Here is a 25,904-nt window from a genome sequence, read left to right on the forward strand (position 1 = left end):
AAGCATCTGTTTTTACAACTTGCGACAGTCACAAAGCAACTGGCAACGCGACGTAATGAATTTACCACCATGGGGTGTTTAAGAAATTTGTTTCCGATTGGAAACACGTTAATATAGGACACCAATCGCCTTACTCAGAGCAGGCCAATAGTCGCCAAGGCGAACGACAGACGTTAGTATGCTCCTGTCCAGACAACTGTTTCATAAAGGGAATCATCATGAGCAATCTTCCTGCTAATCTTCGTTATGCCGAAAGCCACGAATGGGTACTCGACCATCAAGATGGTACCGTCACAATCGGCATTACTGATCATGCCCAAGAAGCACTGGGCGACGTTGTTTTTGTTGAGTTGCCAGAAGTCGGCCAAGAACTCAATAAAGGTGTTGAGTTTGGCGTCATTGAATCTGTTAAAGCAGCCTCTGATTTATACTCGCCAGTAAACGGCGAAGTTATCGAAGTTAACGAAGCGCTTGAAGATTCACCTGAAACCGTTAACGAAGCCCCTTATGAAGGCGGCTGGATCATGAAAGTGCGCTTGGCAGACACAGCCCTTGACGGCTTGTTAGACGCAGACGCTTATCAAGCGACGCTTAGTTCAGACGATTAATTAGCCGGAAAGCCTGCATCCTGCAGGCTTTCTAGTTTTGCCGCTGCACGGTTTTCTCATTACGTTCGGAACCTTCCCATGCCATTTGAAACACGCCGTTTGGCCGAACTGGCCGACCACGATGCTTTTATCAAACGCCACAATGGGCCTAGCCCCGCTGACGTCGACACCATGTTAAAAGCGCTCAATATGCAGCGCATGGAAGACCTAATTGAGCAAACCGTGCCTAGCGATATTCGCCTGGGCCGCGAGTTAGCCTTAGACGACCCGCGCAGCGAAGCAGAAGCGCTAGACTACTTAAGCCAGCTAGCGCGCCAAAACCGCGTTGCCAAAAATTATATTGGTCAAGGCTATTACGGCACTCACATGCCCGCCGTCATACAGCGCAATGTGCTGGAGAACCCAGGCTGGTATACCGCCTATACGCCCTACCAACCAGAAATTTCCCAAGGCCGCCTAGAAGGCCTGCTTAACTTTCAGCAGGTCATTATGGATTTAACCGGCATGGAGCTTGCCAATGCTTCACTACTTGACGAAGCAACCGCCGCTGCTGAAGCAATGGCACTTTGCAAGCGTAGCAATAAAAAAAGTAAGTCCAATGCTTTTTTTGTTGCCGATGACCTGTTTCCGCAAACGCTAGACGTGATAAAAACTCGCGCGGAGTTCTTTGGTTTTGAGCTTATCAGTGGCCCTGCCGCTACGCTGGCAGAACATGATGTGTTTGGCGCACTGGTACAGTACCCCTCCGCCAGTGGCAATATTACCGATATCTCGCCTCTGCTAAGCGCTGCCAAAGAACACGGCATCATGACTTGCGTCGCCACGGACCTACTGAGCCTAGTACTACTTAAAGAGCCAGGAGCAATGGGGGCTGATATCGTCGTCGGTAACTCTCAACGTTTTGGGGTTCCCATGGGCTTTGGTGGCCCGCACGCTGCCTTCTTCGCCACATCGGACAAATTAAAACGCTCAATTCCTGGCCGCATTATCGGTGTATCTAAAGATAGCCGCGGTAACACTGCATTACGCATGGCCATGCAGACCCGCGAGCAGCATATTCGCCGCGAAAAAGCGACCTCTAATATCTGTACTGCTCAGGCATTACTGGCCAATATTGCTGGCTTCTACGCCACTTACCATGGTGCTGAAGGCTTACGCAAAATTGCAGGCCGCGTGCATCGCCTCACTACCTTGCTAGCAGAAGGTCTTAAGCAAGCGGGTATCACATTAGCTAACGACAGCTGGTTTGACACGCTGCGTCTTACCCAAGTGGATGCCGGTAAGATTCATGGCCGTGCCATGACCCATGACATCAACCTACACTATTTCGCCAATGGCGATGTGGGCATTAGCTTGGATGAAACCACGACGGCTCATGACGTCGCGACGCTACTTGATGTCCTGTTAGGCGATGAGCACGGCTTGTCAGTGGCAGCGCTCGATGAAAAAGTCATTAACGACAAGATCAGTGGCATTCCAGCGGCATACCATCGTGATAGCAGCTTTTTGCAACACCCCACCTTTAAGCGCTATCGCAGCGAAACTGAGATGCTGCGTTACTTGAAACGTCTCGAGAATAAAGATCTTTCCTTGGCCCATGCCATGATCCCGCTGGGATCGTGCACTATGAAGCTAAATGCTACCAGTGAAATGATCCCGGTCTCCTGGCCTGCGTTTGCGCACCTCCACCCATTCGCTCCTCGCGATCAGGTGGCAGGCTATCATCAAATGATTGATGAGCTAGCCGCTTTCTTAGTGGAAGTAACGGGTTACGATCATATTTCTATGCAACCCAACTCAGGTGCCCAGGGTGAATATGCGGGCTTGCTGGCCATTCGCCGCTATCAGGCAGCCCAAGGGGAAGCCCATCGCGACGTGTGCTTGATTCCCAGCTCAGCCCACGGCACTAACCCTGCCTCTGCGGCTATGCTTAGCATGGACGTGGTGGTGGTTGAGTGTGACGCTAACGGTAACATTGACCTAGATGATCTGACACGCAAAGCCGAGCAGCACAGTGATCGACTTTCTGCGGTGATGATTACGTATCCGTCTACCCATGGCGTATTTGAGTCCCATGTGCGTAAGGTGTGTGATGTGGTTCATCAGCACGGCGGACAAGTGTACGTAGACGGCGCTAACATGAATGCTCAGGTTGGTTTAACGCGCCCCGGTGATTTTGGTGGCGATGTTTCTCACCTCAACCTGCACAAAACATTCTGCATTCCCCATGGTGGCGGTGGCCCAGGCATGGGGCCAATTGGCGTCAAAGCTCATCTTGCACCTTTCGTCTCCAATCATGTGGTCACGCCTATTAATGGCGTTAACCCTGAAAACGGTGCTGTCTCCGCTGCGGCATTTGGCAGCGCGTCGATTCTACCCATTTCGTGGGCTTACATTAAGATGATGGGCGCACGTGGGCTTCGTGAAGCAACCGAACTGGCTATTCTTAATGCCAACTATATTGCCAAGCGATTAGAGAATGCCTACCCGATTCTCTACCGCGGTCAGAACGGCAATGTGGCACACGAGTGCATTATCGACATTCGTCCGCTGAAAAGTGCGTCTGGTATTAGTGAGGAAGATATTGCCAAGCGTTTGATGGATTACGGTTTCCATGCGCCCACTATGTCGTTCCCCGTTCCAGGAACGTTAATGATCGAGCCAACAGAGTCTGAGTCACTCTACGAAATCGATCGTTTCTGTGATGCCATGATTGCAATACGCGAAGAAGTTGCTCGTGTAGAGAGTGGTGAGTGGCCGCTGGATAATAATCCGTTAGTGAATGCCCCTCATACTCAAGCAGATTTGATGGACAGCGAATGGCAGCGCCCCTATGACCGCAAACTTGGCGCTTTCCCAACAGACGCCGTCGCTGCGTCTAAGTATTGGCCTGCGGTTAACCGCGTTGACAACGTATTTGGTGATCGGCAGCTCATCTGCTCTTGCCCAAGCATTGACGAATACCGCCGCTAATACTTAATACTGGCGAACTCTAAACGCTCCTGACGCTCGTTATTCGGGCATCAGGGGCGTTTTTTCTTGCAGACGTTGACGATGAAAACCCTCTAACAGTTTTTCATACCGTTTTGGCAACACGGAGTCTCGTCGACGCAACAAGTAAAGCACTTCATTGATCCCTTGGGGTAATGCCAATGCTTTTACCTGGCGCTGCCAAGGAGAAGTTTCCAATACCAAACGAGACACCACGGTAAAACCGAGACCACGCGCAACCGCATCTAGCACCATGCTCACTTCGTTGGTAAACCCTTGATGACGAAAATGAGTCATTGAACGAAATTCGTCTGGATAATTGGCGCGCAACAGTGCATTGGCGTGATTAATACCGTCGTAGTAATTAAGAAAACCAATACCCATTAGATCGGATAGCGTGCTGCCAGCAAAATCAGCGGGTACGACTAAGCATAGTGGCTCTTTATGCCATACCGTACAGGTAAGCTCAGTATGATTAACCTGCTCAGTCACGATACCAATATCGTAGCGGCCTTCAAGCAAGTCATTAACGATTTCATGATTAAACGCAAAACTGTAATTGACCGTTAAGTTGGGATGCATCTGCTGCTGGCCAAGAATAAAAGGATAAAACATAAGCCCAACGCTTCCAGGGGAGGCAATCCGGCACTCGCCGCTATCAAGCGAGTCATCATCTAACCCATGGCGAAACTGTTCATGTTCAGCAAACAGTTTTAAGGCGTAATCATAAGCCCTGCGGCCAGACTCTGTTAACGTAAAACTTCGCCCCTTTCTTTCAATCAGTGGTTTATCTAAATAGCTTTCCAACTTACGAATGTGCTGGCTGACGCCAGGCTGCGTCATCTCCAAACGGCGCGCGGTACGTGTGAAGCTCCCCGTTTCTACCAACGTTATAAACGTCCGAAAATACTGGGCATTAAACATAATAAAGCGCCATCTTAACTAGCCACCATGTGCTTTCAACGAACGTACAGGGTAGCACAAACCACCTACTAAACGGATGCTAGGCTGGATCGCGGCACTTTTGCTTGAATTCAGTCGGTAATGGTCATGATAGTATGTAGATTCATTAATACTATGATTAGGGACAGCCAGACTAATGACGCAACTCCCAGAGCCACGGGCAACTATTTCCAGCATTATTTCCCCAGAGGGAAGCCTTGAAGTACTTTCTCAGCATGAGGTTAATCGCTTAAAAAGCACCTCTAAGAGTGGCTTGCACGATTTACTGCGCCGCTGTGCACTTGCAGTACTTAATTGCGGCAGCCCAACCGATGATAGCGTAGCCATAATGGAAGCTTACAAGGACTTCGATATTGAAGTTCTACAACAAGACCGTGGCATTCGTCTTAAGCTGACCAACGCGCCTGCCGAGGCGTTTGTAGACGGACGTATGATTCGCGGTATTCGCGAACATCTCTCATCGGTTCTGCGCGACATTGTTTATGTTTACAACGAAATCCAGCACCACAAGCGTTTTGACCTGACCACCGGAGAAGGCACCACCAACGCGGTGTTTCATATCTTACGTAAGGCCGGCACCCTAAAACCCGGCCTTGAACCCAGTTTGGTGGTGTGCTGGGGCGGCCACTCCATTTCCAGGGAAGAGTATGAATACACTAAAGATGTCGGTTATCACCTAGGTCTGCGGGAGTTAGATATCTGTACGGGCTGCGGACCGGGTGCTATGAAAGGCCCCATGAAAGGAGCTAACGTTGCCCATGCCAAACAGCGTCGCAAGGATGGTCGCTATTTAGGCATTTCTGAGCCTGGCATTATCGCCGCTGAAGCGCCCAACCCGATTGTTAACGAACTGGTTGTTATGCCTGATATCGAAAAGCGCCTGGAAGCCTTTGTGCGCTTAGGACATGGCATTATTGTCTTTCCTGGTGGCGTTGGCACAGCAGAAGAAATTCTATACTTGCTGGGCATTCTGCTTCACCCCAGCAACCACGACATTCCCTTCCCTCTCGTATTTACCGGCCCAGCCGACTCCGCTGCCTATTTCCAGAAAATTGATGAATTTTTGGTTTATACATTGGGCGAGGATATCCGCCGCTACTACACCATTATTACCGGTGACCCAGTGGCCGTTGCACGCAAGATGCGCCAGGAAATCGACGAAGTTGCTAACTTCCGCCGTACGCACCAGGATGCATTCTATTACAACTGGCGGTTAACCATTGCCCGCGACTTCCAGGCACCCTTTGAACCCACCCATGAAGCCATGCGCGGCCTTGCCCTTCACCGCCAACAGCCTACCCATGAGCTGGCAGCTAACCTGCGACGCGCCTTTTCAGGCATAGTGGCAGGTAATGTTAAAGAGCCCGGCATTCGCGCCATTGCAGCCCATGGCCCCTTTAAGCTAACCGCTGAACCAGCACTCATGCAGCGCTTAGATGAGCTGTTAACTTCGTTTGTCGCCCAAGGACGCATGAAGCTTGACGGGCAAGCTTATACACCCTGCTATGTTCTAAAGTAACGTACTGTTTTAAAGTAACGTACAGTTCTAAAGTGACGCATTTAGCAAAATCATTATCTGTTAGGCACAGTAACCGCTGTGCCTGATCCGTCAGGAAACTCCCAGTGATTATTGCTCTTTTAACGCTAGTTGCAGCAGGCATCGTCAAAGGTGCTATCGGTTCCGGTGTACCCGTTCTCGTAGTACCTGTACTTACCATGCTATATGACGTGAAGCTGGCGATTGCTGTGTTGATTGCGCCCAATTTGTTTAGCAATGTTTTACAGGTATGGCAATATCGGCACCATCTGTTACCGCTGCGTTTTCTTGCCGCTTTCTCTCTATCAGGTGGGTTAGGCATTGTACTCGGCACCTGGGGGCTAGTCGTGCTATCACCCACGCTTTTATCACTGGGTGTCGCGACTGCGATTGTGCTCTATTTAGTAGTTAAACTGGCTAATCGTCAGGTAATTCTTCCTTTCACTACCGCTAAGCGCGTTGTAATGCCTGTCGGTTTGCTAGCTGGCGTACTGCAAGGCGCGGCGGGCATGTCTGCGCCCGCATCCGTAACATTTCTTAACGCCATGCAGCTAGAGCGTCAGGTATTTATTGGCTCTATTTCAGTCTTTTTTGTCGCGATTACCTGCGTTCAAATACCGGCACTACTAAGTGCGGAAATACTCACACTGGAACGCGCATATTACAGTTTCATAGCACTATTCATCATTCTTGCCGCCATGCCAATTGGCGCGCGGCTCGGCAAACGCCTACCACATCGCTGGTTCGATAATCTCATCATGCTGCTGTTAGCGAGTATTGCGGTAAAAATCATTGTAGATGCTGTACTTTAATGTACGAGCGCTTCACCCTTGGGCAAACATGGCGTCAAACCGCTACACTCATGGTGCAGTACTCAAACCTTGCCAGCATAAGCAAGCGGGAGACCACCCACCAAGGAAAGGATAAACAGAATGGAAATGATTAATCAGCTTCAAGACGGCAAAACCAAAGCATTCGCCAAGCACTGCTTTGAACGCTATTCGCCTGAAGAGCTAAATGCCGCTTCAGAAGGCGCACCAGATCAAGATGAAATGGCGCACTGGGAAATTACCGCAGGCCAATGGGAAGAAGCCGTTGCAACTGCGCTCGCAGATCACAAAGCGCAAGGCTAAATAAGCGGCACCTGTGATTATATTAAAAACGCCACCTACATTAGCTACTCGCTTAACGTAGGTGGCGTTTTTTTGGGTCTTGCTGTTTTACTTACCTTTTGTATTTATGCCAGCTGTACTTAGACCAAAAGTGCTTAGACCCAAAGTGCTTAGACCAGTTTGTACGATCATCAGTCTGCACATAATTAATTTACCTTAGCGTGGGTTTGCTTAGATTCAAGTAAGCGCCACACCTTTTTTTCAATCTCAATGAACAGATAAATCGCCAAACTACCGATTAAGATAGCGAACCAATGCGTAAGGCTTAACCCTTCACTTCCAAAAATAAGCTGCATAAAGGGCAGATACGTAAACGCCATTTGGAGCAACATCACCATCATAATGGCAATCCATACCGGCCGACTGCCAAAAATACCGGCAAACGACAGCGTGCTGTTGATTAAAAAGCGGCTATTGATTAAATAAGCGGCACTGCCTGTAACCAGCATATTGACCGCCCCAGCTCGCGCTAACGCTTCACTACCCCCTTGGTTGAGTATCCAAGAGAACATGCCGAAGACGCCGATAAGTAGCAGCACAGACACAAAAATCACCCGCCACAGTAAAAACAGATCAAGCAGCGGTGCTTTCGGGTCTCTTGGCTGGCGCGCCATTAAATCTTTTTCCCCTTTCTCAAACGCCAATGCCAAGCCTAGCGTAATCGCTACCACCATATTCACCCATAATGCCTGTAACGGCGTTACCGGTAGCACCGAGCCTGACAGCACGGCCAGCATAATCGCCAAGCCCTGAGCGCCGTTAGTAGGAAGAATAAACGTAATTGTTTTACGAATATTATCGTAAACCTTACGCCCTTCTTCGATCGCACTAACAATCGTTGCAAAGTTATCATCAGCCAATACCATTTCAGAAGCATCTTTAGCCGCTTCAGTCCCTTGCACGCCCATGGCAACACCAACATCAGCACGTTTTAAGGCCGGGCCATCGTTAACGCCATCCCCCGTCATCGAACAAACCCCGCCTCGAGCCTGCATGGCCTTAACCAAACGCAGTTTATGCTCGGGCGATGCGCGAGCGAACACATCAATATCTAAAATAATCTCCTCGAGCGCCTGATCGCTCATTGCTTCAATTTCTCTTCCAGTTAGCGCCTTTTCCGTTTGTGAAAAGCCTAACTGCTTAGCAATAGCAAGCGCTGTCGACGCATGGTCACCAGTAATCATAACGGGGCGAATACCGGCTTGTTGGCAACGCTTAACCGCTTCAATCACTTCTGCTCTGGGTGGATCCAGCAGGCCGATAATACCCAACAAGCGCAGCTTGCCTTCAATATGGTGATGATCAAGTGCATCAATCGCCGCCGCTGGTTTATCTGCAATGGCCAGAACGCGTAAACCACGGGAAGATAGCTCGTGAATGCGGTGCTCCCACTCATGACGGTCAATTTCGACCGAGCCTTCCTTAGTAGCGACGCTATCGCACATTTCTATCAAGCGATCAGGCGCCCCCTTCACAATGACACGCTGCCCGTCATTTTCTGTATGCAGCGTGGCCATGTACTTAAACTCTGACTCGAAAGGGATCGCATCCAGGCGCGGAAATTGCTGGCGCACCTCTAATGTTTTTACACCCGCTTTTTCACCAGCGACCACCAGCGCACCCTCTGTTGGGTCGCCATATATCTGATACTGACCTGACTGCTGGTGCAATTCGGTGTCGTTGCACAATACGCCTGCACGCAAAAAATCACTTAAGCCTGGCGCACTGGCGAGATCGACGTGATCAGGTTCTTTTTCACCATCCGGCTGAACACGATAAAAGCGTCCCTTTGGTTCAAAGCCAATACCATCGATTTGGAACTGCTCGTCACCTAACCAAATCGCCTGAGCGGTCATTTCATTACGTGTTAAGGTACCTGTCTTATCGGAAAAAATAGTCGAAATAGACCCCAGCGTTTCTACCGCAGGAAGCCGGCGGATAATAGCGTTGCGCTTAGCCATGCTCTGCACGCCAAGTGCAAGTCCAATCGTCACAATGGCCGGCAAGCCTTCTGGGATAGCGGCTACCGCCAGCCCAACCGCCGCCATAAACATATCTGCAGCGGGCTGGTCATGGATTAAGGTGCCTAGCAAGGCAGTGATGGCTGCCGCTGCTAAGATAAAAATCGCCAGCACCCTGCCTGCCCGATCAAGCTGCTGGATCAGCGGCGTTTTGATTTGTTCTACGCCACGCAGGAGTTCAGAAATTTTGCCGATTTCAGTATAACGGCCTGTCTCAACCACCAAACCACGGGCATTACCTTGCACTACGATCGTGCTGGCAAACGCCATACTACTTCGCTCAGCAAGGTCTGTATCTGCTTTCACGGGGTCAGACAACTTTTCCACAGGCACCGACTCGCCTGTTAATGCCGCCTCATCCGTACGAAAACGCCGCGCTTCAATCAGCCGCAGATCTGCTGGCACACGGTCACCACTTTCGACCAATACAATATCCCCTGGCACTAACTCCTCTGCAGGAATGGTGGAACGCTTTCCATCACGCAAGACATTCGCCTGGGGAGATAACATATTGCGAATGCTATCAAGTGCTTGTTCAGCTTTTCCCTCCTGGATAAACCCAATCAACGCAATGATAGCCACCACGGCAACAATCGCCGCTGCGTCGATCGTATGCCCTAACAAAAAGCTAGCAACAGCAGCAACCAACAAAATAAGAATTAAAATATTATTCAGCTGATCCAGTAAACGTCGATACCAGGGACGCCCTTGAGCCTGCTGAAGTTTATTTGGCCCATAGCGCTGCAGACGCGTCTGCGCTTCAGTGCTCGATAGCCCGTCCACTGACGTAGATTGCCACTCCAGCGCTTGATCCGCTGAAGCACTGTGCCAGTCACGCGATGGCTTAGCAGGTGATTGAGGGTTTTCCATCCATAAGCTCCCTTAATGAATATATCGTCAGCTTACAGCAGGTTGTTGCGCTGCAGTACTGTCATTATTTATAAAGTACCGAGGAAATGATGCAACGCAAAAAACCCGCACCCGATCCTTCCCTCATAATAAGCTAATGGGCAGTAGCTAGGGTTAAATGAAGTTTTGTTTTTAGTAAAGCGAGTGCTGTTGACGCTATGAAGCTGGCGATATGCTGCCAATGACTGGGTATGCATAAGGTTGACATCTACCCTACGATAGCAAACGTCAACCTCACGCTTACTCTTGGAGCTAATGCTTGAACGTTACCCATTTAGAGCATGTTGTGATCGCCCTATGCATTCAGCTTGCCCTTCTCCCCTTTTTTACCCCCCGGGCAGCAGGCGCTATTGCTATTACTCTTTTTTTAGGACGGGAAATTGCACAACACGAATATAAACTGGGTATACAACGTGGGTGGAAATGGGGGGAAACTTTACCAGTAGGCATGTTCGAGGGCGTGTGGCGGGGCTGGACACTTGATTCCGCTCTTGACGTACTTCTACCTGCACTTGTATGTATATTGGTCGCAACGGTGCTGAATGCGCGAAACAAGTCAAAATAAAAACAGTCCGCTCCGACTGACTTTCCCTCTAGGCTATTCTCGCCAAGGCCATCAAGACCAAGCCAACATGATCGTGAATGGATCCCCCACTGTGACTGCGCCCATTATCTAAACAAGCCAGATACAACGTTTTGGACATGCACAAAAAACCGCCGCTCGGTGTTACCCGTAAGCGGCGGTTTCATTAGAAATTCTTGGTCGGAGTGACAGGATTCGAACCTGCGACCTTTGCAACCCCATTGCAACGCGCTACCAAGCTGCGCCACACTCCGATGTCTTGGATATCAGCAAATTCATGCTAAAAAACCAACAAAACAACCACTTACTAAGATCACGCCAAACATCAGCGAATACCGAATATACATCATTCTTTGGATTCACGTTGGATTCTCGGCTAAAAATGGCGTGGAGGTTGCAACGTTGGATTCTCGGTGGATTCACGTATGCCTCCATAAGCATCTGATTTACAACGCTATTGAGGGATGTCGGATTCACGTAAAAAAACCCCACTTTTTGCGCTACAAATGGGGTTTTGAAGTTCCATAGAAAAAGGCGGCTAACGCCGCCCTTATGTATGGATGGGCGGATCAGCTATTGTTAGCTTGGGCCATGATTAACTGGAAGCCCTGATGAAGACCTTTAATTGCATGTTCTGGAATCGCAGGGTCTTCGCCATTTGTTGAGTCACGCCACACTTCCAAAACCACCCGCTCGTTTTGAGTAATGGGTTCGCCAAGACATTGCTTGATATCATGGTAGGCATCCGGCATGTATTCGCTCAACGCCATACGCATCAGACGCGCTCTGTCGACATGAAGAGCGTCAGCCATCTTGATTACTTTATCGATTGGCAGTTTGGTTCTGCTCTTCTTGATCATGCTGATGACGTTTGGGTTTGCGTAGCCGATGCGGTTTGCGATGTCTTGGTTGGTGAGGTCAAGGTCAAGTTGTCGCTCAATGATCAGGTCTGCAGGCTACCGCTAAGCGTCTTAATCAATATTATTGAGTTCAATAAAGATGTAACAATTGGTAAGCGCAGTCCATTCTTAAGCGGAACAATGAATACACACCGAAGCTGACGTCCAGCTTCGGTGCTGCTGCCTACTTCGTTAGGGCTTAGCAAGCTCCTCCTTGAGCCGCATAATGCTCATAAAACCCTTTCTCAACTCTTCGGTTATCTCAGGATCGCTACTGTCGGTAGCATGACGCCAAACCTCAAGTAGATTACGTTCATTCTGCGACGTAAGCGCTCCAAGACTCTGCTCAATAGCTGCCAACGTATCCGGCACATATTCGCTCATCACTGCTCGGAATAACCACGCCAGGTCGACATCTAATATGCTCGCCATTGGCCGAACCTTATCCAGTGGCAGCCTTGTCTTACCGCTTCTTATCATGGTGATGACGTTATGGTTGCTGTAACCAAGCGCGTTGGCTAAATCTGCATTCGCCAAACCCAGCTCTTTCTGACGCTTCACAACAAAATCCGACACGCTGCTACCGTTCAACATCGCAATGCTCCTTCGTTAATGGACATGAGCATTATTTTCCGCTGAGGACTGGTGTGAAACGGAAAGTTAGCGGCGTAGTCAGCCCAATGTGAGCGGAAGTTTTCACAGCAATAATGTGACGTTTCGCCACTTATACTAAGGCCGAAAAATGTGACGTTTGTAAGCCAAGTATAAGAGTAAATGTGACGTTTTGTTTTGACCCTCTGAAACACCCTCAAACCCCCATGATACGGGGGTTTTCTTTTGCTCAAGATACCCTCAAAACGCCAAAAACAACGTCAACGTAACGTCACATTTTTGGGCGAATTTTCAAGACTTATAGTTAAGCTCAAAAGAAGCGTTTTAAGACGTTTCCCGATCCGACATATACGTTGACTAGCATCGAGCTGGGAAACGTCTCACAGACGAAATTTGACAGCTTCCCGACACACTCAAGCATCCAACGTGAGCAGCAGGAAAGAACAGCACCCCGATCATGCTCAAAAGCGCTCAGAGAGACGAACATCCAGACAGAAGGCTCGGCGGCCGCCCGCTCACTCCGACCAATTTCCCTTACTTGTATTAATACTAATTACTTCGGAGAGGATATTTATATAGAGGGAATGAGGCATTCAATACAAGAACTCAGCCTCAACACGATCCTCGGAAATGAGGTGAAAGCCGCAGCTCCAATTTCTCAACCTATTTTCTGCTTACAAGTAATACAAGTCCTTCGGAATAGGGGTTTTATATAGATGGAGTGAGGCATTCAATACAAGAACTCTGCCTAAGCTGAAATCCTCGGAACAGAGGTTTCTCCCCTCGCAGGCTCAGGGAAAGCAGACCGGTTTTTTCAAGGCACAGCGAATCAAACCGAAGAACCTCAGATAGAAACAAAATGCCAAGAGAGCAAAACAACAAGACCAGAACCGGAGAATCAACCGCTCATGGAGAAGCTTGAAGCCAGAGAAAAGGAATCTGATCGCGGAGACACCAGCCTATGAGAGAGCCGTGTAAGCAGCAGCCTACTCACAGAAGCCCGATTATTCACCGGTGAGAACTGTTTACGCCGTGTAAGTGGCAGAGCCTTGTGAGTTTTGCTCGTAGGCAGAGACCGTGTAGGAAAGACTGAGAGTGGCGAAAGCGTTAGGGAGGAGAATTTGGCGGGAATGCCGCCTCTGCCATCGCCACGCTCTTACACCGAACCTTGGCCGCCCACCATTGGGAAAGGCTTTGCCTACATACGCTCACCAAGCCAAGGCACTTCGGGAAAGGCTTTGCCTAGATTTTTCGAGAGAGCCACGGCGCTGCGGGTCTGCCGACCTGCCGCTACCTGATTAGCTCGGCATTGAAAACGGCTCTGCCGACATTCACCTGAAGCTGCCAAGGCGTCTCCCTAATGACCGTGGGATCGGGAAAGGCTCTGCCTACATGAAGCAGTGGTCGCCAAGGCATCTGCCAAGATAGCGATATCACTGGAGTCGCCAAGGCACCGCAAAGCCTGCCTAACACCCAAGTGAATTAATGATCAGCCAAGTTCGGCATGTGCTTGACGGATCACTTCCTTCAAGCGGCCCGATAGTTTGTAAAATTCAAGAAGCTGCTCATTAGCATGTTGGCTTGCTTGAGCTTCCCTGCCTTGGTTTTCGTCAAGATCACGGACGAATCGGTCGAATAAAAACTGAATACCTGAAAGCTCGAAGACTTGTTGCTCAGCAGAAGGAAGGTAGAAATTAGTCAGAGCTGACAGTCGGCTTGCTGCTGGAAGGTGGTTATGAATTTCCAGCTCTTCCTTTGCATATCGGCGCACCTCAATAGCGTCTGTGTTTTTGAGCATATCTCGCACCAAAACCATTTGATCAGTTCGGACGGTTGTGACTTCAGCAAGTGCAGAAAAGGCTTCCTCCAGCTTGCTGCGAGTAAGCGCTTGGTTGTTTGCTTTTATCGTTCCGCGAAAAGCAACTTTCCCACCAAGGTATGCACCTAGCGCGGCTCCACCCAGAGTAAAGATCCCGGCCAAAAAATCACCCGCATCAACACCAATATCATTTAACCTTGATTGGCATTGGTGCAGAAGGATGAGCAATGTTTCCATATCGCCTCTCGCTTATTTCTGGTTACGTCCATTCACTATGAACATTTGCCCATCTTAACCTACTGACTCAGGTCGATCTCAGCCCCAAGGTGCTGAAAATACATGTCCGCCTGGAACACAAACTCAGCCTGATAACCTCGGAACTGAGCCTCGGTCATCATGTCACTTAGACTCTCAGGAAATTCGCCTCTCCAGATGGCAATCGCCTCGGCCATAGTGACGCTGCGGCTAACCTTTAACCTCGCACCCTTCGCCTTAACGAACAACCTTGGCCCTCTCTCAGGGTGCTTGGTCATGTAGACGGTAATTTCGGCGAGGTCATTTGTCATCGTCGCTCTCCAGGATCTTACTTAGGCAATCGACAGCTAGACCATCCAGCGGTGCTTTCTTCACCTTGAACGATCACAACACATTTGTTCCTCTGGCCTTTTCCACTTCAAGACCCACCAAATTCACTCACCAAGACGTTTTCTCACGCAGATAGCTAGGTGGTCTTAGTTTTCTGCTATCGCGCCTTTAAACGCACTACAGAGCGGTTGGCGTGAGATCGAAAGCTTCACAATAAACACCGGCTATGGCTCTAGGCCCTGCCCTCGCATCCATGTGATGTGTATTCCGTCCTACCGGAACCGCCCATTCCGTTTGAACATGATCTCGTATCCCGTTATACCGTGACCGATTTCAAGTCGTCTCTGGAACCATCGGTCACGTTCATGAGAATACCCATGCGGAAGGCTTATAGCTTGTAGTGGCAAGGCGTCATCACAAAAGGGGCGAATAAGTTTACCGCCACCACAACGCCTAACTGGATACCCGCTATGTCAATGCAGGTGCAGCCGATGACTTTACTGCCCATTTCGGGCAAATACGGAGTGGAAAAAATGCAACCAATCAAAGCAACAAAACCCTCACGAAGCCCGCACCACTGCTGGCTTTCGACCATCTACGCATCAGTTAGTGTAGTAGCTGTTTAATTACACTAACTAACAGGTAATAAACGTGATTGAAAAAGAGACTAAACAACCGAGGTCAGTGACTCACTCTCTACTGTAAAAACCTTGAAAACGTGATTGAAAAAGAGACTGAACAACCGAGGTCAGTTACTCACTCTCTACTGTAAAAACCTTGAAAACGTGATTGAAAAAGAGACTGAACAACCGAGGTCAGTGACTCACTCTCTACTGTGAAAGCATTGAAGATGAGGGGAGTGAGGGAATGAGCGCGCGGCGCGGCGCTCGTCAGATAGAGCTGATCACCCTTTCATGTCCGATCCAGCCTCTCCAGCACCAACGTATTGATACTGACCTTCACCCTCTTCGTATCTCACGTAGCTAGCTACGCTTTAGCCTTTCAGCATGAAAGGTGCAGAGCAATCCCGTCTCCGAAGTAGCAAAGACTATTTTCTTAACGATAACGGTCTTGCTCAGCGTTGACCCCACTCTCTGCTTCGGTGAGCAGCTACGGGATTAGGTTTTCCGTTTGCTTGAAGGAGTGTTTGCTGAAATCACTAGGATTAGTTTGCCTAGCGTTCTCCTACGACTTTCCAGTTAATAAGCTCGGCACTTTCAGACAACAGCTCGAATCAAGTTACTGCTGGCCTAGAATTTTCACGTCACTAGTCACACTCACCCTTTCACTGATGAGTCACTCGCCGCTGTAGACAATAAAGTAAATTTAGATTAGAAAGGTGCGTCCTAAAATAACTTGAGCAGCCAAGTCAGGAAGCAGACCGTTGAAAGATAAAATCGAAAAAGCGTTAGTGTCACCGGGCTGGATACGCCTGTGGCTTGTAGCAAGTGGTGTTTACTTTTTATTCATTTTGCTTGTTGCGATTGGTCAAAGCTCTCACGCGAGCGTTGGCAAAATCATTATTTTCACCTTAGGTGCCGGCTTGCTCCCGCCTGCTTTAGCTTTTGGCCTTGGTCACCTCACTCGCTGGATAATCCGAGGTTTTCTTTCAAATTAGCAGGTAAAGCCAACCCTAGGCCTGCTGATGATAAAAGCATGTCCAAAAACCTTCAGTAAAGCCCTTTAAAGTGCTTTAACTAGCAAGCCAATACCAACCTACACCCTGTCGCTCACGCCTCTCAAAACGCAACTTTAGAGCTGTTTAAAGCTTAGACTCAATCAACTCAGCTCGCTGCCACCCCGACTTAGGCTATTCTTGAATCAGGCGAAGTAAGTAAGGAGCTTAAGCAAATGAAAATCTCAGTTGATGAGGCGCAGCAACAGTTAGAAGAGGTCATCGCGTTGGCACAGCAAGGACATGACATCACCATCAGCGGGGACGCAGGCACCGTGAAACTCACGAAGATCCCGACGACAGCGAATGGTGATGACCATGGCTGGCAGTCAATATTCGGCGTGATGAAAGATCAAATCACTTACGTGGAAGGCTGGGACGCACCGCTTACGGGTGATCAAGCAAAAGAAATATTCGGCGAGGAAAAAGCCTAGAGGTAGTGAGTGCAAGCCTCATCCATGGCCAGCAATGCTATGCTCCAGGCTTCCCTGATCAATGCGGGTGTTGAGGTTCGCGAGTTTCGGCCTCGCTACTACATTCACATCCCGCACCAAGTATAAGAACAGTCAAGTATAAGCGCCATTGGCTCAATTTAATCAGCCACTTACGATCTACCTCTCCGAAGCAATAATCTGCTTGCCATGTCTCCATCTCCTGTAGATAATATCACTGTGCATGCAGCCAGTTCGGAATGCACACACCTGCGGAGGTATCGGAGAAACATACGTTCGGCCACAGGTGAAAAGTCAGTGAAGTTATCAGTGATTCATGCCAGAGGGAGCCGACGAAAGGTGACCTACGCAGACAGCGATAAACTTACCGACGACAGCCAGAAGAGATCCGCGACAATAGGCTGTGCCTGAAGAGGTTCTCCTGATCACCATCAGGGGTCACTGAACGGGGCGTTGCGGGCGTTACATGGGATCGCCCGGATCTCACAGATCCATGTGACGTTGTTCAGTGCAGTGAGGGATGGCCCCATACGGATGTCGGATCGTTTGATCTTATCTAAGCATGGGTGGCTGGAGGGGAAAAGCCTTACCGGAGCCTTGATGCGAATAGCGTCTGCTCTGGTAAGGAGTTTTCCACCCTCCCCACCGGATGCCATATTAAAAAGACTATTAAAAACACTACTTTTATAGAAAAAAACGAATAAACCCGAAAAAATCGACGATAACCGAATACCTCTGCTTATCACTGAAAATCACTTTACCTCTCAAGCCTTGCTCTTAGCCAACAAGCGCACTAGACACCCAACACTAAGTCCTTACACCAAGTCATTTTAGCCTCTCTGCTCTCTGCCTAACTGACCTACTGACCAACCTGAAAGTAACCGTTCAACAGCCGCTAATCCTAACTACCAAGTCAGAACTGAAATTCGCGAACGCGCGCGCCGACGTCGGGGACACTTTGCCGGAGAAGAGTTCGCCAATGAGACGGGCCTGAACTGAAACCCCTAGGTTTTTTCGCGGATGCTGTGGGGAGTGCTGCCTATTCGAGAGACGAAATAGGCGCCTCCCTTATAGAACCAAGGGGGCGGATTTTCTGGTGCCCCACTGCAACAAGCGACACCCTTATACGTAGAAGCTGAGCGTCAGCTCTCTGGCTAGGGCTAGATCGAGCAGAGAAGCTTCCCTGGGCGAGTTCGCATCTGACACAATAGATGACATAGGGAAAATGAAACGGAGCGTATATCGACCATTACGCGCTTATAGTGAGGTGCTAACTTGCGCGATGTGTGCCTGCGCTAAAATCAACAAGCCGTTCCAGGTTTTCAATGATACCTAGGATATCGAAATAAAGTAGGTAACCCTCCCTCGACAAACTGCTGACATTGCTGCCTTCCATCTGACGTAGCCACCCTTTCAGCTCGTCAATTTGTTGCTCGACTGAAACGCCACTAATCCCCTCACCGGTCATGGGGTTAATCATCAGTGTCAAATTTCGTTGCTGCTGATTTAAGAGCTGACCTGCCAATTCATCCACCTGGCTAGATAGTTCCGCGAATAGCCCTTGTTGCTTGATTTCGTCAATGACCAAGAGAAACTCCGGTATACGCTTATCGTAGTAACCCGAAGCTCCGCCGTGCTTACGCATAGTCAAGGTCAACATCTGTCGATAAACGGTCACTCGGCCTTCCTCAAGGCTTTTGATACCCCTTTCAGCCCCTCCGGTAAGCTCTTTGAGCCTGATGCCGCCACCGAAAATTTTTAATTCTGAAAAGCCGCCCCAAAGGGCGATGACAACTCCAGCCAGAAGCGATAGGCCAAGCAATGAAACAAACGTGCCGACTTCTAGCTGTCCATTGACCAGCAACACTATCGCCAGCACTAGCCCAATTAAAAGTGCCACCAAGGCAGCCGTCTTACGTTTATGCTGGCTGAGCAGTTGAATGAGCCTCGCCCAATGGCTTTTTTCAATTTTCTGGCTCATGCCCACCTCGGTAAATTACGAATAGGTTGGTCATCTTGAGTGCCACCAGTATTGACAGAGATAGGCAACGAACACAAACCATGTCGATAACTAAATGTTCATATTAGCCACCAGCTTCCGCCTTTCCTGAAATCCAAATGGAAACAGCGTTGTTGAAGGCTGGCTGACAGACACTGCATGCAGAGCGTTTTACAGAGACCAGCAATGCTGATCATCCTGCCATCATCGGGATTAGTGGTTCTTCTTGCTGACGCCAAAACCTGTGGCTAAACACTTCGAAAAAGATGTTTAAAAGCACGTAGCATTGCACTGAAGGGGTTCACAACGTAGAGAGGAAAAAGCGCTCACGATGCAAATCTGAGCGCTTGAGGGCATTATTTATACCGGTGTCAACTTGCTTGCTTACTCATTTGCAGGTTAGCTTCATCCAACCACCCCTCCTCAGCAGCCTTACGGCAAGCTCGCTTCACCGATGGAGTGGAAATTCCAAAATGCTTGGCAGTCTTGGCTATCGACTGCTTGTTTTGTGATCGCCACAGCGCCACTGCTCGATCATCTATGACCTTCTCACGACCAAACTGTAAGCCGTCTTTCTTTGCCCGCGCGATACCGGCCATTTGCCGCGCCTTTATGTTGCTCCGTTCTAATTCGGCAATTGCGGCTAGCATCGTTAACATCGCCTTACCTATCGGGGTGCCCAACTCAAACCCCTCTCTAATTGAGATAACAGCCACTCCTTTCGCGTGCAGGGATTCGACGGTGTTTAAAACATCGATGGTATCGCGCCCTAACCTATCGATGGCATAAACAACCAAAGTGTCACCCTCGCGCACATAGTTCATTAAATTGCTAAAGCCCTCACGCTTCTCCGTTTTAACAACACCAGAGACAGCAGCATCTTCAAACCAACGATCAACTGAGTAGCGAGACTCTATTTCACTTTTTTGCGAACCAGTCTGTTGATCGTCAGTGCTCACTCTTAAATAACCGACAATAGCACCCATAAAAACTCCTTCGGCATATAGCTCACAACTTGGGTTAGCAGTATTATATATGGATCAAAGCTATTTTTACGTATAAGAGCCTGGCAGTCATGCACTTTTCAAACTGGATCTTAAAGTGAACCTTTTGATACAACCACTATAAGACAGCGTGACTTTTTAAATAATTATATTTTATACGTGACAAGTCACGCTCAACTAAAGAGCATGCACGCATATAAATTAAAGCGCTCTTAAGAGACAAAAAAATGCCGACCCGATAAGGGCCGGCAATTAATAAGCAGAGATGAATTGTAACATGGAAAAAGCAATAAAGTGCGCTTCACGCACCGTCAAAACACCGGTAAAAAAAGTAAGTAACCCATTATTTACTAGCTCTTCAAATGCAGATCGAGTAAGACGCTGGCACCTTCTATATGCCATCGGCCAGCATTTTGGTCAATTCAGGATGACTGCCGATAGCCTTGTCATCAAACGTTGGAAGGATCAGCCGCTCCGGCAAGAGTTAAATGGCCGCAGCATTTCCCTGGAGTTGCGGTTCTATTGCATGGTTCTTCGCGAAAGAATAGATCAACGAGATGGCTGGACACTGGGTTTTCTAACCGTCAACTTCTCTCAAGCGCTCACCCAGAGGCTCGCTAATAACAACACGCGCTCGCCCGCAGGTGTATACGCCAATTGCATCAACCGAAGGTTCCGCAAACTCAATGTCAGAGCGGAATGGTTCGGGGTGCTTGAAGATTACAAAGGCAACCTGCACAGCCACGGCTTAATTGGGTTTCATAAAGATGATGAGGCCAAAATAAAGCAGTGCCTCAAAGTAGACACCGATATGGATTCAGGTATTCGGTTGCAGACTTCTTACAGGCTGCCTCGTAAAAAGCGATCTTCTTTAAGCAGTCACACAGCGGCTACAACGAAATCAGCTAGATGCAATATTGACGTCTGTGCTGCGGATTATATATCAAAGGCTCTGGAGAAGATTAGCAGCTATATGAAAGCAGGCAAATGCCGCGTTTATGTGCCTAACGAGCTGCGTTCAGCAGCAAAGTCACGCTATGAAGAAATGCGCAGTAAACAAAACCGTTTTCGAAGTGCAACTTTCGACACCACGACATTGAACTGCCATCAGGCGTTGACCTACATGTTGAAGGGTTGGGTGCCAGAGACGATAGACCCTGACCAGGCTCGCCTTGATGAGCAGCGCATCATAGACATAGATAACGCCTTAGCATGGGAGCATTTCCGCAACAGCGAACCCTCGTATGATTGGCAGTATGAGGAAAATGATCCATCAGTTGATGCCTCCTACTTTGACGCCGAGCAAGAAATAGCGGAAGGACTGTCAGAGGGTGAATATGACCGTGTGGTCGAAGAGGCAGAACGCTTTATAGATCAAAGTGCCCCTACTGGGGAAATGACAGAAGGCGAATACGACTGGCTGATGTCGGAAATTGCTGTGATCGCTAAGGAGCAAGAGAAAGCACGCTCATTATCGGAAGGCCAATACGAAGCGCTAATGCAGGAAATCAGCAGTGATATTGAGCAATACCGCCAGGAAGAGCTTTTATGGCAGGCTCCAACTGACCCGGCTGTATCGGATACTGAGCTTGACGCCTTTATGAAACAGCAGGCGCTTAATGTTGCTGAAAAACGCTCGATAACGCCAGGGCAAAATAGCTCTCTAACGCTCACCTTAACGACAGACACGGAAATGGCGCTATACGCTATGTCGGCGGGCAACAACCCACCAAGTCAGTCATGTATAGCACGGCAAATTAACACCGCTTACGGTGCTCGCCACCCTCCTCTAACAGCACCCCTAAACACCCCCTATAACGCTCAAATTGCGCGCTTAAGACGTCTTAGCGCTTGGGATATATCATTATGTAGAAAGACGAAAAAAACGCCCCTGGAGCTTCCTAGAGGCGTCATGAAACTCTGCCGACGTTATCAAATGAGTAGCCTGATAACTGAATGGCCACCGCCGATGGCAACTACATGCAGGTCATAGCAGCCAAGTATCAGCGGTTATCATTGTAAGCCTCTGATGAATCGTATTGGATGGTTTTGATCATTCGGCTCTTTTCTATGCGCATAAAATTCAGGCAGACGTAGGGCGCTAGTCCATTTACCAAGGCAAATTGAAAATCCCTGACCACATATACAGGGAGATGAACGAACGCTCTCCAGCCTTCTTGCCGATAGTTACGATTAAGATAGCCTATCGAAAACACGTCGTTAATGACCGGAACCAGCCTTTTGTCCGTTGTTTCAAACTGCGAAAGCCCGCTCATAGCGGGCTTGATAACATTACCTTAACTTTTTAACGTCTATGTCTGAGGTAAGGCTTTATTTCAGGCAGCTTAACTTTAACTGATGGGTTATTAGCCTCAAAATCCGTTTTTATTTTGACAAAGACGTCCATCAATTCATCACTCGCTAAGTGAGTGGTTGGATCATCAGGTGACTGAGTTTTCATTTTTGAAAACTTTTTCCGCATATCATCAATTAGATCGGCATCCTTAGAGGTTGTAGTCCCTTGTTTGATATTGGCTGAAAGCTCCTCGATGGCCTCTGCTAGACGTCTTGTATTTCGATCCAGATCGACATGGTTTACGGCAGGCTTTTCTCTATCTGTGCTTTGCGATCTACTCTCGCCCAGCTCAGATGCTAACCTTGAATACTTTTCGCCAGCCTTGATGATAAACGGGATTAAACCCACCGCTATCGCAAGTATGAGTAAAGCTGGTGAGATCATTAGCCAATTCTGAAGAGTCATGATTTATCACCTTCGATATCTTCTGGGGAAGCTAGAAGCTTCTTGACATCGGTAATTATAGTATCTACCCGCACTTTGAAGTAGCCACCAATCAAAATGGTAATTGTGCCAAAAAGAAGCCCTAGCACTGCAGAGGAGGTGGTCATAGCGCTAGTTTTGGGAGCAAGAAGACCTCCAACAAAGCTTACCGCGAAAATTGTAGCCCCTATTCTATCGAGGCCATCAAGAAATGCTCTGACCAATAGCCACATACGCTCGGATTGCCGGTGTATTTCTTTTGACCTGTCAGACATTTTATTTGGCCTTTTTGTAATAACTTAGCCAAGACTGCCACAGAAACCTGATTGGGCCAATATCTTGAACTGGGCTGAAAGAGCATAGCCCCTACATAAGCCTCTATTAAAACACCGCCCAAGAGCCTTGCTACGATACGTAAAAACTCAGCGCTTAGCTCTGGCGTATTCCGGCAATTGCAGTTGCATAGGGTGCAAGCTCCTGTCAATGACGTGAATTGTAGGCAGTCTTATTCCGAACGTTGGCACTACCTTTACTGCGCTATCATCACGATCGAAGTAGCCGCAACTCTTCGTTTCACCGTCAAGGCGCTTGATATGCTAATTTAACTTCGTCTTTGATCAGCTCTCTCCCGTCACACAGATGGTGTTGTTGCTATGCTTGGTCATGTTCAGGTAATTACGTCCGGCTTCATCACGCAGATAGTCCCAGCGGTTGTTCGTGCCATATCTATCTTCATGGTCGATCACCAGAGGTGGCTCTTCTCCTGACATCTTCTTCCATGAAGACTCGTTATTTAAGCATATACTGTTTGTTAAGAGAGACACTTCGGCATATATTGCCAGCGAATATAGTCTTGACGATGCCTTCTCTTTTTCCAGCTTATGAGAATTTCATTTCTGCCAGCAATAGCCTTTGATGGCGTCCTTTGGTATCCAGTCAGAACCACAATAGTCCAGGCGCTCAGAAATACGCTTAACAGGCATAAGCGGCCTTGCTTTGGCTTTTCTTTTAATATAACCCAGCGGCTATCTTGGCCATATCGATACGGTCTCAGAGGTTTATCGAAAGGGAGTTGTCAAAGTAGATGCGCCCCTGACTAAATTCATAAACAACTGTCCGGTCAGCGGCAGCGTCATACGACTCTTGCCAATCAATTCAACCGCTTTCTTTTTCTGATCGTCATTGAAGTAGCGAGCCGGAGCGGGCCCATCAAGAGAATCACTGGAACTCTAGTTCGGCTACTTCGCGGTTAAGAAATCCAACACACGCTCTGATCTGCACATGGGTAAATCCGTCAACTTCGACCTAGGCTTAACGGATTTCATAAGGATCACGCCTAATTTTTCAACTAAGCCATAGAAAAATAATAATCTTATGCATCGCTGATGGATCAAGCCAGTCTTTCAAATAGATTGACCCAGTTCGACAAGCATTTTTCATCAATATGTTTGTCTGGATTAGCTAGCAACTTTGTTTTTACGCCAAGCGCAAGCTGAACTTTCCAGTCATGGCGAAGCTCAACACCTTCTGTTTTCGCCCAATTCTTAATTTGAGGAACTATCGGCTTTCCAGTTTCATAAACATCTTCGAAATCCCGTTCTGCCCGCCGTTCGATGCGATCCATAACCTGGACTATAAGCTCTGCTGGCAGCAAATCTTCAATTTCGGTATTTGTAATACCGTCTATAAATTCGTCAGTTGATAGCACCCGATCCTCTGAACCCTGATACAACCCCTCCACTAGCGACTTCACAGCTTGTTTTCCGGCTGTATCACCATCCAATAGGACGAACGGCAAAGTATCGTCGCGCCCCATTAAAATTCCAGCAATTATCTTCGCAGTCTTGGCGCCTCCTGAAGGCGGGAAGACCAATTCACCAACTGGCTGAATTTTTCCTTTTGATATCAAGATCGTCTTAATTGCAGACAGGTAATGCTGATCAGATGGACCCTCGACGATGACGGGAGAGCATCCCAACAAAAGACTTTCAGCGACTGTAAGATTCAAAGCTGAATGGACTGCATAGCTTGCACCTGCTCCACGATCATTTTTTTTGCCTTGCCCTGCAGCGAGGTTGCTTGATGCAACAGTTGCCCCGTCATCGTCAAGATGAACCTTTCGCACGCGATCCAGACGGTTTGCATCTATCATGAAAGGGGAATGTGTTGTGAAGAAGATTTGGTGCGTTTCAGACAAACTATCGAAGAAAGCTGACAGATCGCGTTGAGCGAGCGGGTGAAGAGAATGGCCCGGTTCATCAAGTAGCACAATGGCATTTTCATGAGTGTCTTCGCTTTCGTATTTAAAAACGAGAAAGAAGCTCAGGAACCATTGAAGACCTGTGCTGCGGTGCTCAAGTTCAATCTCATCGGGACGCCTGTCGTCAGAAACCCAAATCCTGAAATAGTATCCATCAGCGTGAAGTCGAAATTTGTAGTCGCCTTGCTTCCACCAATCTTTGAAGCTTCTGGTTAGCGTTGAGGATGCTGACTGCAATAAGGCGGCTCGTGTTCTGAGCTGCTCATCATCAATTTGGATTTGCGCTTCGGTTTTTTCACTAACTGATACGGCCCTACCCTGCGGATTGACCCGCTCAGTTACGACAGTTGCGCGCCCAAGCTCCAAGACCTCCTCAGGACCTAGATCTACAAGCTTAAAGAGAACTTTGAGTGTCCGAGCTTTGGCCGCTTCTTTGTCACCCAATTCATCCCGCCCCAGGTTATCAACAACATGTGGCAGATAAATTTGAGCGTCCAGATTTCCGTAATTGGAGTAGTAAACGAATTTTGGAAGCCACCGACTCAACGTCTCATGCAGGCTCGGCCCAAGATCCTTCTCAGCATCACTTTCCTCTTCATTATCTTGAGCCTCTGGGCAATCTAGCTGCTCATATACATTATTTAGGTTTACCCCAGGTTCTTCTGAAAACCGCCACAGATAGCGGCTGGCGAAGTCTTTAACAACCTCAACTGTTTCTGTTTTATTGCGGTCAATTCCGAATTTTGCAGCCAAATCTCGTTCAGCATCATCAAGTTCGAAAATGCATCTTATGAAATCGTGGCGCTCTGGTTCCTTACGCATTTCAGCAAACCGCGAACGCGGCATATCGTCCAACGGACTAATTTCCCCGCCTCCCGAAGGATTAAGCTTCCAAAGCGGTAACAGGAGATTCGTCTTGCCAGATTCATTCTCGCCTATTAAGGCGGTAACGTCCGATGCATCTATCCAGCCACTGTCAGTGACAGAGCGAAAATTAGTAACGCGAAACCGCTTTAATTTCATATATCGACCTCAA

General features: G+C 48.5%; 20 protein-coding genes and 1 tRNA gene. 8 read left to right on the plus strand and 13 right to left on the minus strand.

Going from position 1 to position 25,904, the window contains the following annotated elements; all coding sequences use genetic code 11:
* Positions 1-218: 218 nt before the first annotated feature.
* Complete coding sequence (gene gcvH, locus K1Y77_RS08785) at positions 219-608, plus strand: glycine cleavage system protein GcvH (protein ID WP_030072864.1); 390 nt, start codon at positions 219-221, stop codon at positions 606-608.
* A gap of 78 nt (positions 609-686) precedes the next feature.
* Positions 687-3,581, plus strand: coding sequence for an aminomethyl-transferring glycine dehydrogenase (gcvP, locus tag K1Y77_RS08790; protein WP_264431395.1), 2,895 nt, complete (start codon positions 687-689; stop codon positions 3,579-3,581).
* A gap of 39 nt (positions 3,582-3,620) precedes the next feature.
* Here the strand turns inward: gcvP and K1Y77_RS08795 are convergent, their stop codons facing one another.
* The gene (locus K1Y77_RS08795; RefSeq protein ID WP_264018220.1) at positions 3,621-4,523 is read right to left on the minus strand and encodes a LysR family transcriptional regulator; all 903 of its coding nucleotides are present in this window, start codon (positions 4,521-4,523) and stop codon (positions 3,621-3,623) included.
* Between the two features lie 175 nt (positions 4,524-4,698).
* Between K1Y77_RS08795 and ppnN the strand changes: the two genes are divergently transcribed.
* The 3 genes from ppnN to K1Y77_RS08810 all read left to right on the plus strand — a co-directional run bounded on the left by ppnN (position 4,699) and on the right by K1Y77_RS08810 (position 7,232).
* The gene (gene ppnN, locus K1Y77_RS08800; RefSeq protein WP_320055259.1) at positions 4,699-6,081 is read left to right on the plus strand and encodes a nucleotide 5'-monophosphate nucleosidase PpnN; all 1,383 of its coding nucleotides are present in this window, start codon (positions 4,699-4,701) and stop codon (positions 6,079-6,081) included.
* Between the two features lie 104 nt (positions 6,082-6,185).
* Positions 6,186-6,911, plus strand: a complete 726-nt coding sequence (locus K1Y77_RS08805; protein ID WP_030072856.1) for a sulfite exporter TauE/SafE family protein — start codon at positions 6,186-6,188, stop codon at positions 6,909-6,911.
* Positions 6,912-7,031: 120 nt separating this feature from the next.
* On the plus strand, positions 7,032-7,232 hold the full coding sequence (locus K1Y77_RS08810; RefSeq protein WP_030072854.1) for a hypothetical protein: 201 nt from the start codon (positions 7,032-7,034) through the stop codon (positions 7,230-7,232).
* Between the two features lie 185 nt (positions 7,233-7,417).
* Here the strand turns inward: K1Y77_RS08810 and K1Y77_RS08815 are convergent, their stop codons facing one another.
* The 7 genes from K1Y77_RS08815 to K1Y77_RS08845 all read right to left on the minus strand — a co-directional run bounded on the left by K1Y77_RS08815 (position 7,418) and on the right by K1Y77_RS08845 (position 14,680).
* On the minus strand, positions 7,418-10,162 hold the full coding sequence (locus K1Y77_RS08815; protein ID WP_264428031.1) for an HAD-IC family P-type ATPase: 2,745 nt from the start codon (positions 10,160-10,162) through the stop codon (positions 7,418-7,420).
* Positions 10,163-10,961: 799 nt separating this feature from the next.
* Positions 10,962-11,038, minus strand: a tRNA-Pro gene (locus tag K1Y77_RS08820).
* Positions 11,039-11,353: 315 nt separating this feature from the next.
* Positions 11,354-11,596, minus strand: coding sequence for a hypothetical protein (locus K1Y77_RS08825; RefSeq protein ID WP_264428032.1), 243 nt, complete (start codon positions 11,594-11,596; stop codon positions 11,354-11,356).
* 279 nt (positions 11,597-11,875) lie between these two features.
* Positions 11,876-12,277, minus strand: coding sequence for a hypothetical protein (locus tag K1Y77_RS08830; RefSeq protein WP_264428033.1), 402 nt, complete (start codon positions 12,275-12,277; stop codon positions 11,876-11,878).
* 1,216 nt (positions 12,278-13,493) lie between these two features.
* Positions 13,494-13,643 carry a hypothetical protein gene (locus tag K1Y77_RS08835; RefSeq protein WP_264428035.1) on the minus strand — a complete coding sequence of 50 codons (150 nt, stop codon included), beginning with the start codon at positions 13,641-13,643 and terminating at the stop codon, positions 13,494-13,496.
* Between the two features lie 141 nt (positions 13,644-13,784).
* Positions 13,785-14,351, minus strand: coding sequence for a hypothetical protein (locus K1Y77_RS08840; RefSeq protein ID WP_264428036.1), 567 nt, complete (start codon positions 14,349-14,351; stop codon positions 13,785-13,787).
* 59 nt (positions 14,352-14,410) lie between these two features.
* Positions 14,411-14,680 (minus strand): hypothetical protein, encoded by a 270-nt coding sequence (locus K1Y77_RS08845; RefSeq protein ID WP_198349663.1) that lies wholly within the window; start codon positions 14,678-14,680, stop codon positions 14,411-14,413.
* Between the two features lie 1,403 nt (positions 14,681-16,083).
* Here K1Y77_RS08845 and K1Y77_RS08850 point away from each other — a divergent pair.
* Together K1Y77_RS08850 and K1Y77_RS08855 are read left to right on the plus strand one after the other, a co-directional pair.
* Positions 16,084-16,317, plus strand: coding sequence for a hypothetical protein (locus tag K1Y77_RS08850; protein WP_264428038.1), 234 nt, complete (start codon positions 16,084-16,086; stop codon positions 16,315-16,317).
* Between the two features lie 233 nt (positions 16,318-16,550).
* Complete coding sequence (locus K1Y77_RS08855) at positions 16,551-16,808, plus strand: restriction endonuclease subunit S domain-containing protein (RefSeq protein WP_253485371.1); 258 nt, start codon at positions 16,551-16,553, stop codon at positions 16,806-16,808.
* Positions 16,809-18,096: 1,288 nt separating this feature from the next.
* On the opposite strand, the gene K1Y77_RS08860 is transcribed toward K1Y77_RS08855, so the two are convergent.
* Together K1Y77_RS08860 and K1Y77_RS08865 are read right to left on the minus strand one after the other, a co-directional pair.
* The gene (locus K1Y77_RS08860) at positions 18,097-18,807 is read right to left on the minus strand and encodes a hypothetical protein (protein WP_264428041.1); all 711 of its coding nucleotides are present in this window, start codon (positions 18,805-18,807) and stop codon (positions 18,097-18,099) included.
* Positions 18,808-19,196: 389 nt separating this feature from the next.
* Positions 19,197-19,811 carry a recombinase family protein gene (locus K1Y77_RS08865; protein WP_198349660.1) on the minus strand — a complete coding sequence of 205 codons (615 nt, stop codon included), beginning with the start codon at positions 19,809-19,811 and terminating at the stop codon, positions 19,197-19,199.
* A 295-nt stretch (positions 19,812-20,106) separates the two neighbouring features.
* Here K1Y77_RS08865 and K1Y77_RS08870 point away from each other — a divergent pair, with 295 nt between their 5' ends.
* Complete coding sequence (locus K1Y77_RS08870) at positions 20,107-21,822, plus strand: hypothetical protein (protein WP_264428043.1); 1,716 nt, start codon at positions 20,107-20,109, stop codon at positions 21,820-21,822.
* A gap of 312 nt (positions 21,823-22,134) precedes the next feature.
* Here K1Y77_RS08870 and K1Y77_RS08875 read toward each other — a convergent pair whose 3' ends face one another.
* The 3 genes from K1Y77_RS08875 to K1Y77_RS08885 all read right to left on the minus strand — a co-directional run bounded on the left by K1Y77_RS08875 (position 22,135) and on the right by K1Y77_RS08885 (position 25,891).
* The gene (locus K1Y77_RS08875) at positions 22,135-22,590 is read right to left on the minus strand and encodes a hypothetical protein (RefSeq protein WP_264428045.1); all 456 of its coding nucleotides are present in this window, start codon (positions 22,588-22,590) and stop codon (positions 22,135-22,137) included.
* Positions 22,591-23,225: 635 nt separating this feature from the next.
* Positions 23,226-23,378 (minus strand): hypothetical protein, encoded by a 153-nt coding sequence (locus K1Y77_RS08880; RefSeq protein ID WP_264428047.1) that lies wholly within the window; start codon positions 23,376-23,378, stop codon positions 23,226-23,228.
* Positions 23,379-23,998: 620 nt separating this feature from the next.
* Entirely contained in the window at positions 23,999-25,891 is a 1,893-nt protein-coding gene (locus K1Y77_RS08885) for an AAA family ATPase (RefSeq protein ID WP_264428048.1), read from the minus strand.
* Between the last annotated feature and the right edge of the window lie 13 nt (positions 25,892-25,904).

Source organism: Halomonas qaidamensis (assembly GCF_025917315.1).
Taxonomy (GTDB): Bacteria; Pseudomonadota; Gammaproteobacteria; order Pseudomonadales; family Halomonadaceae; genus Vreelandella; species Vreelandella qaidamensis.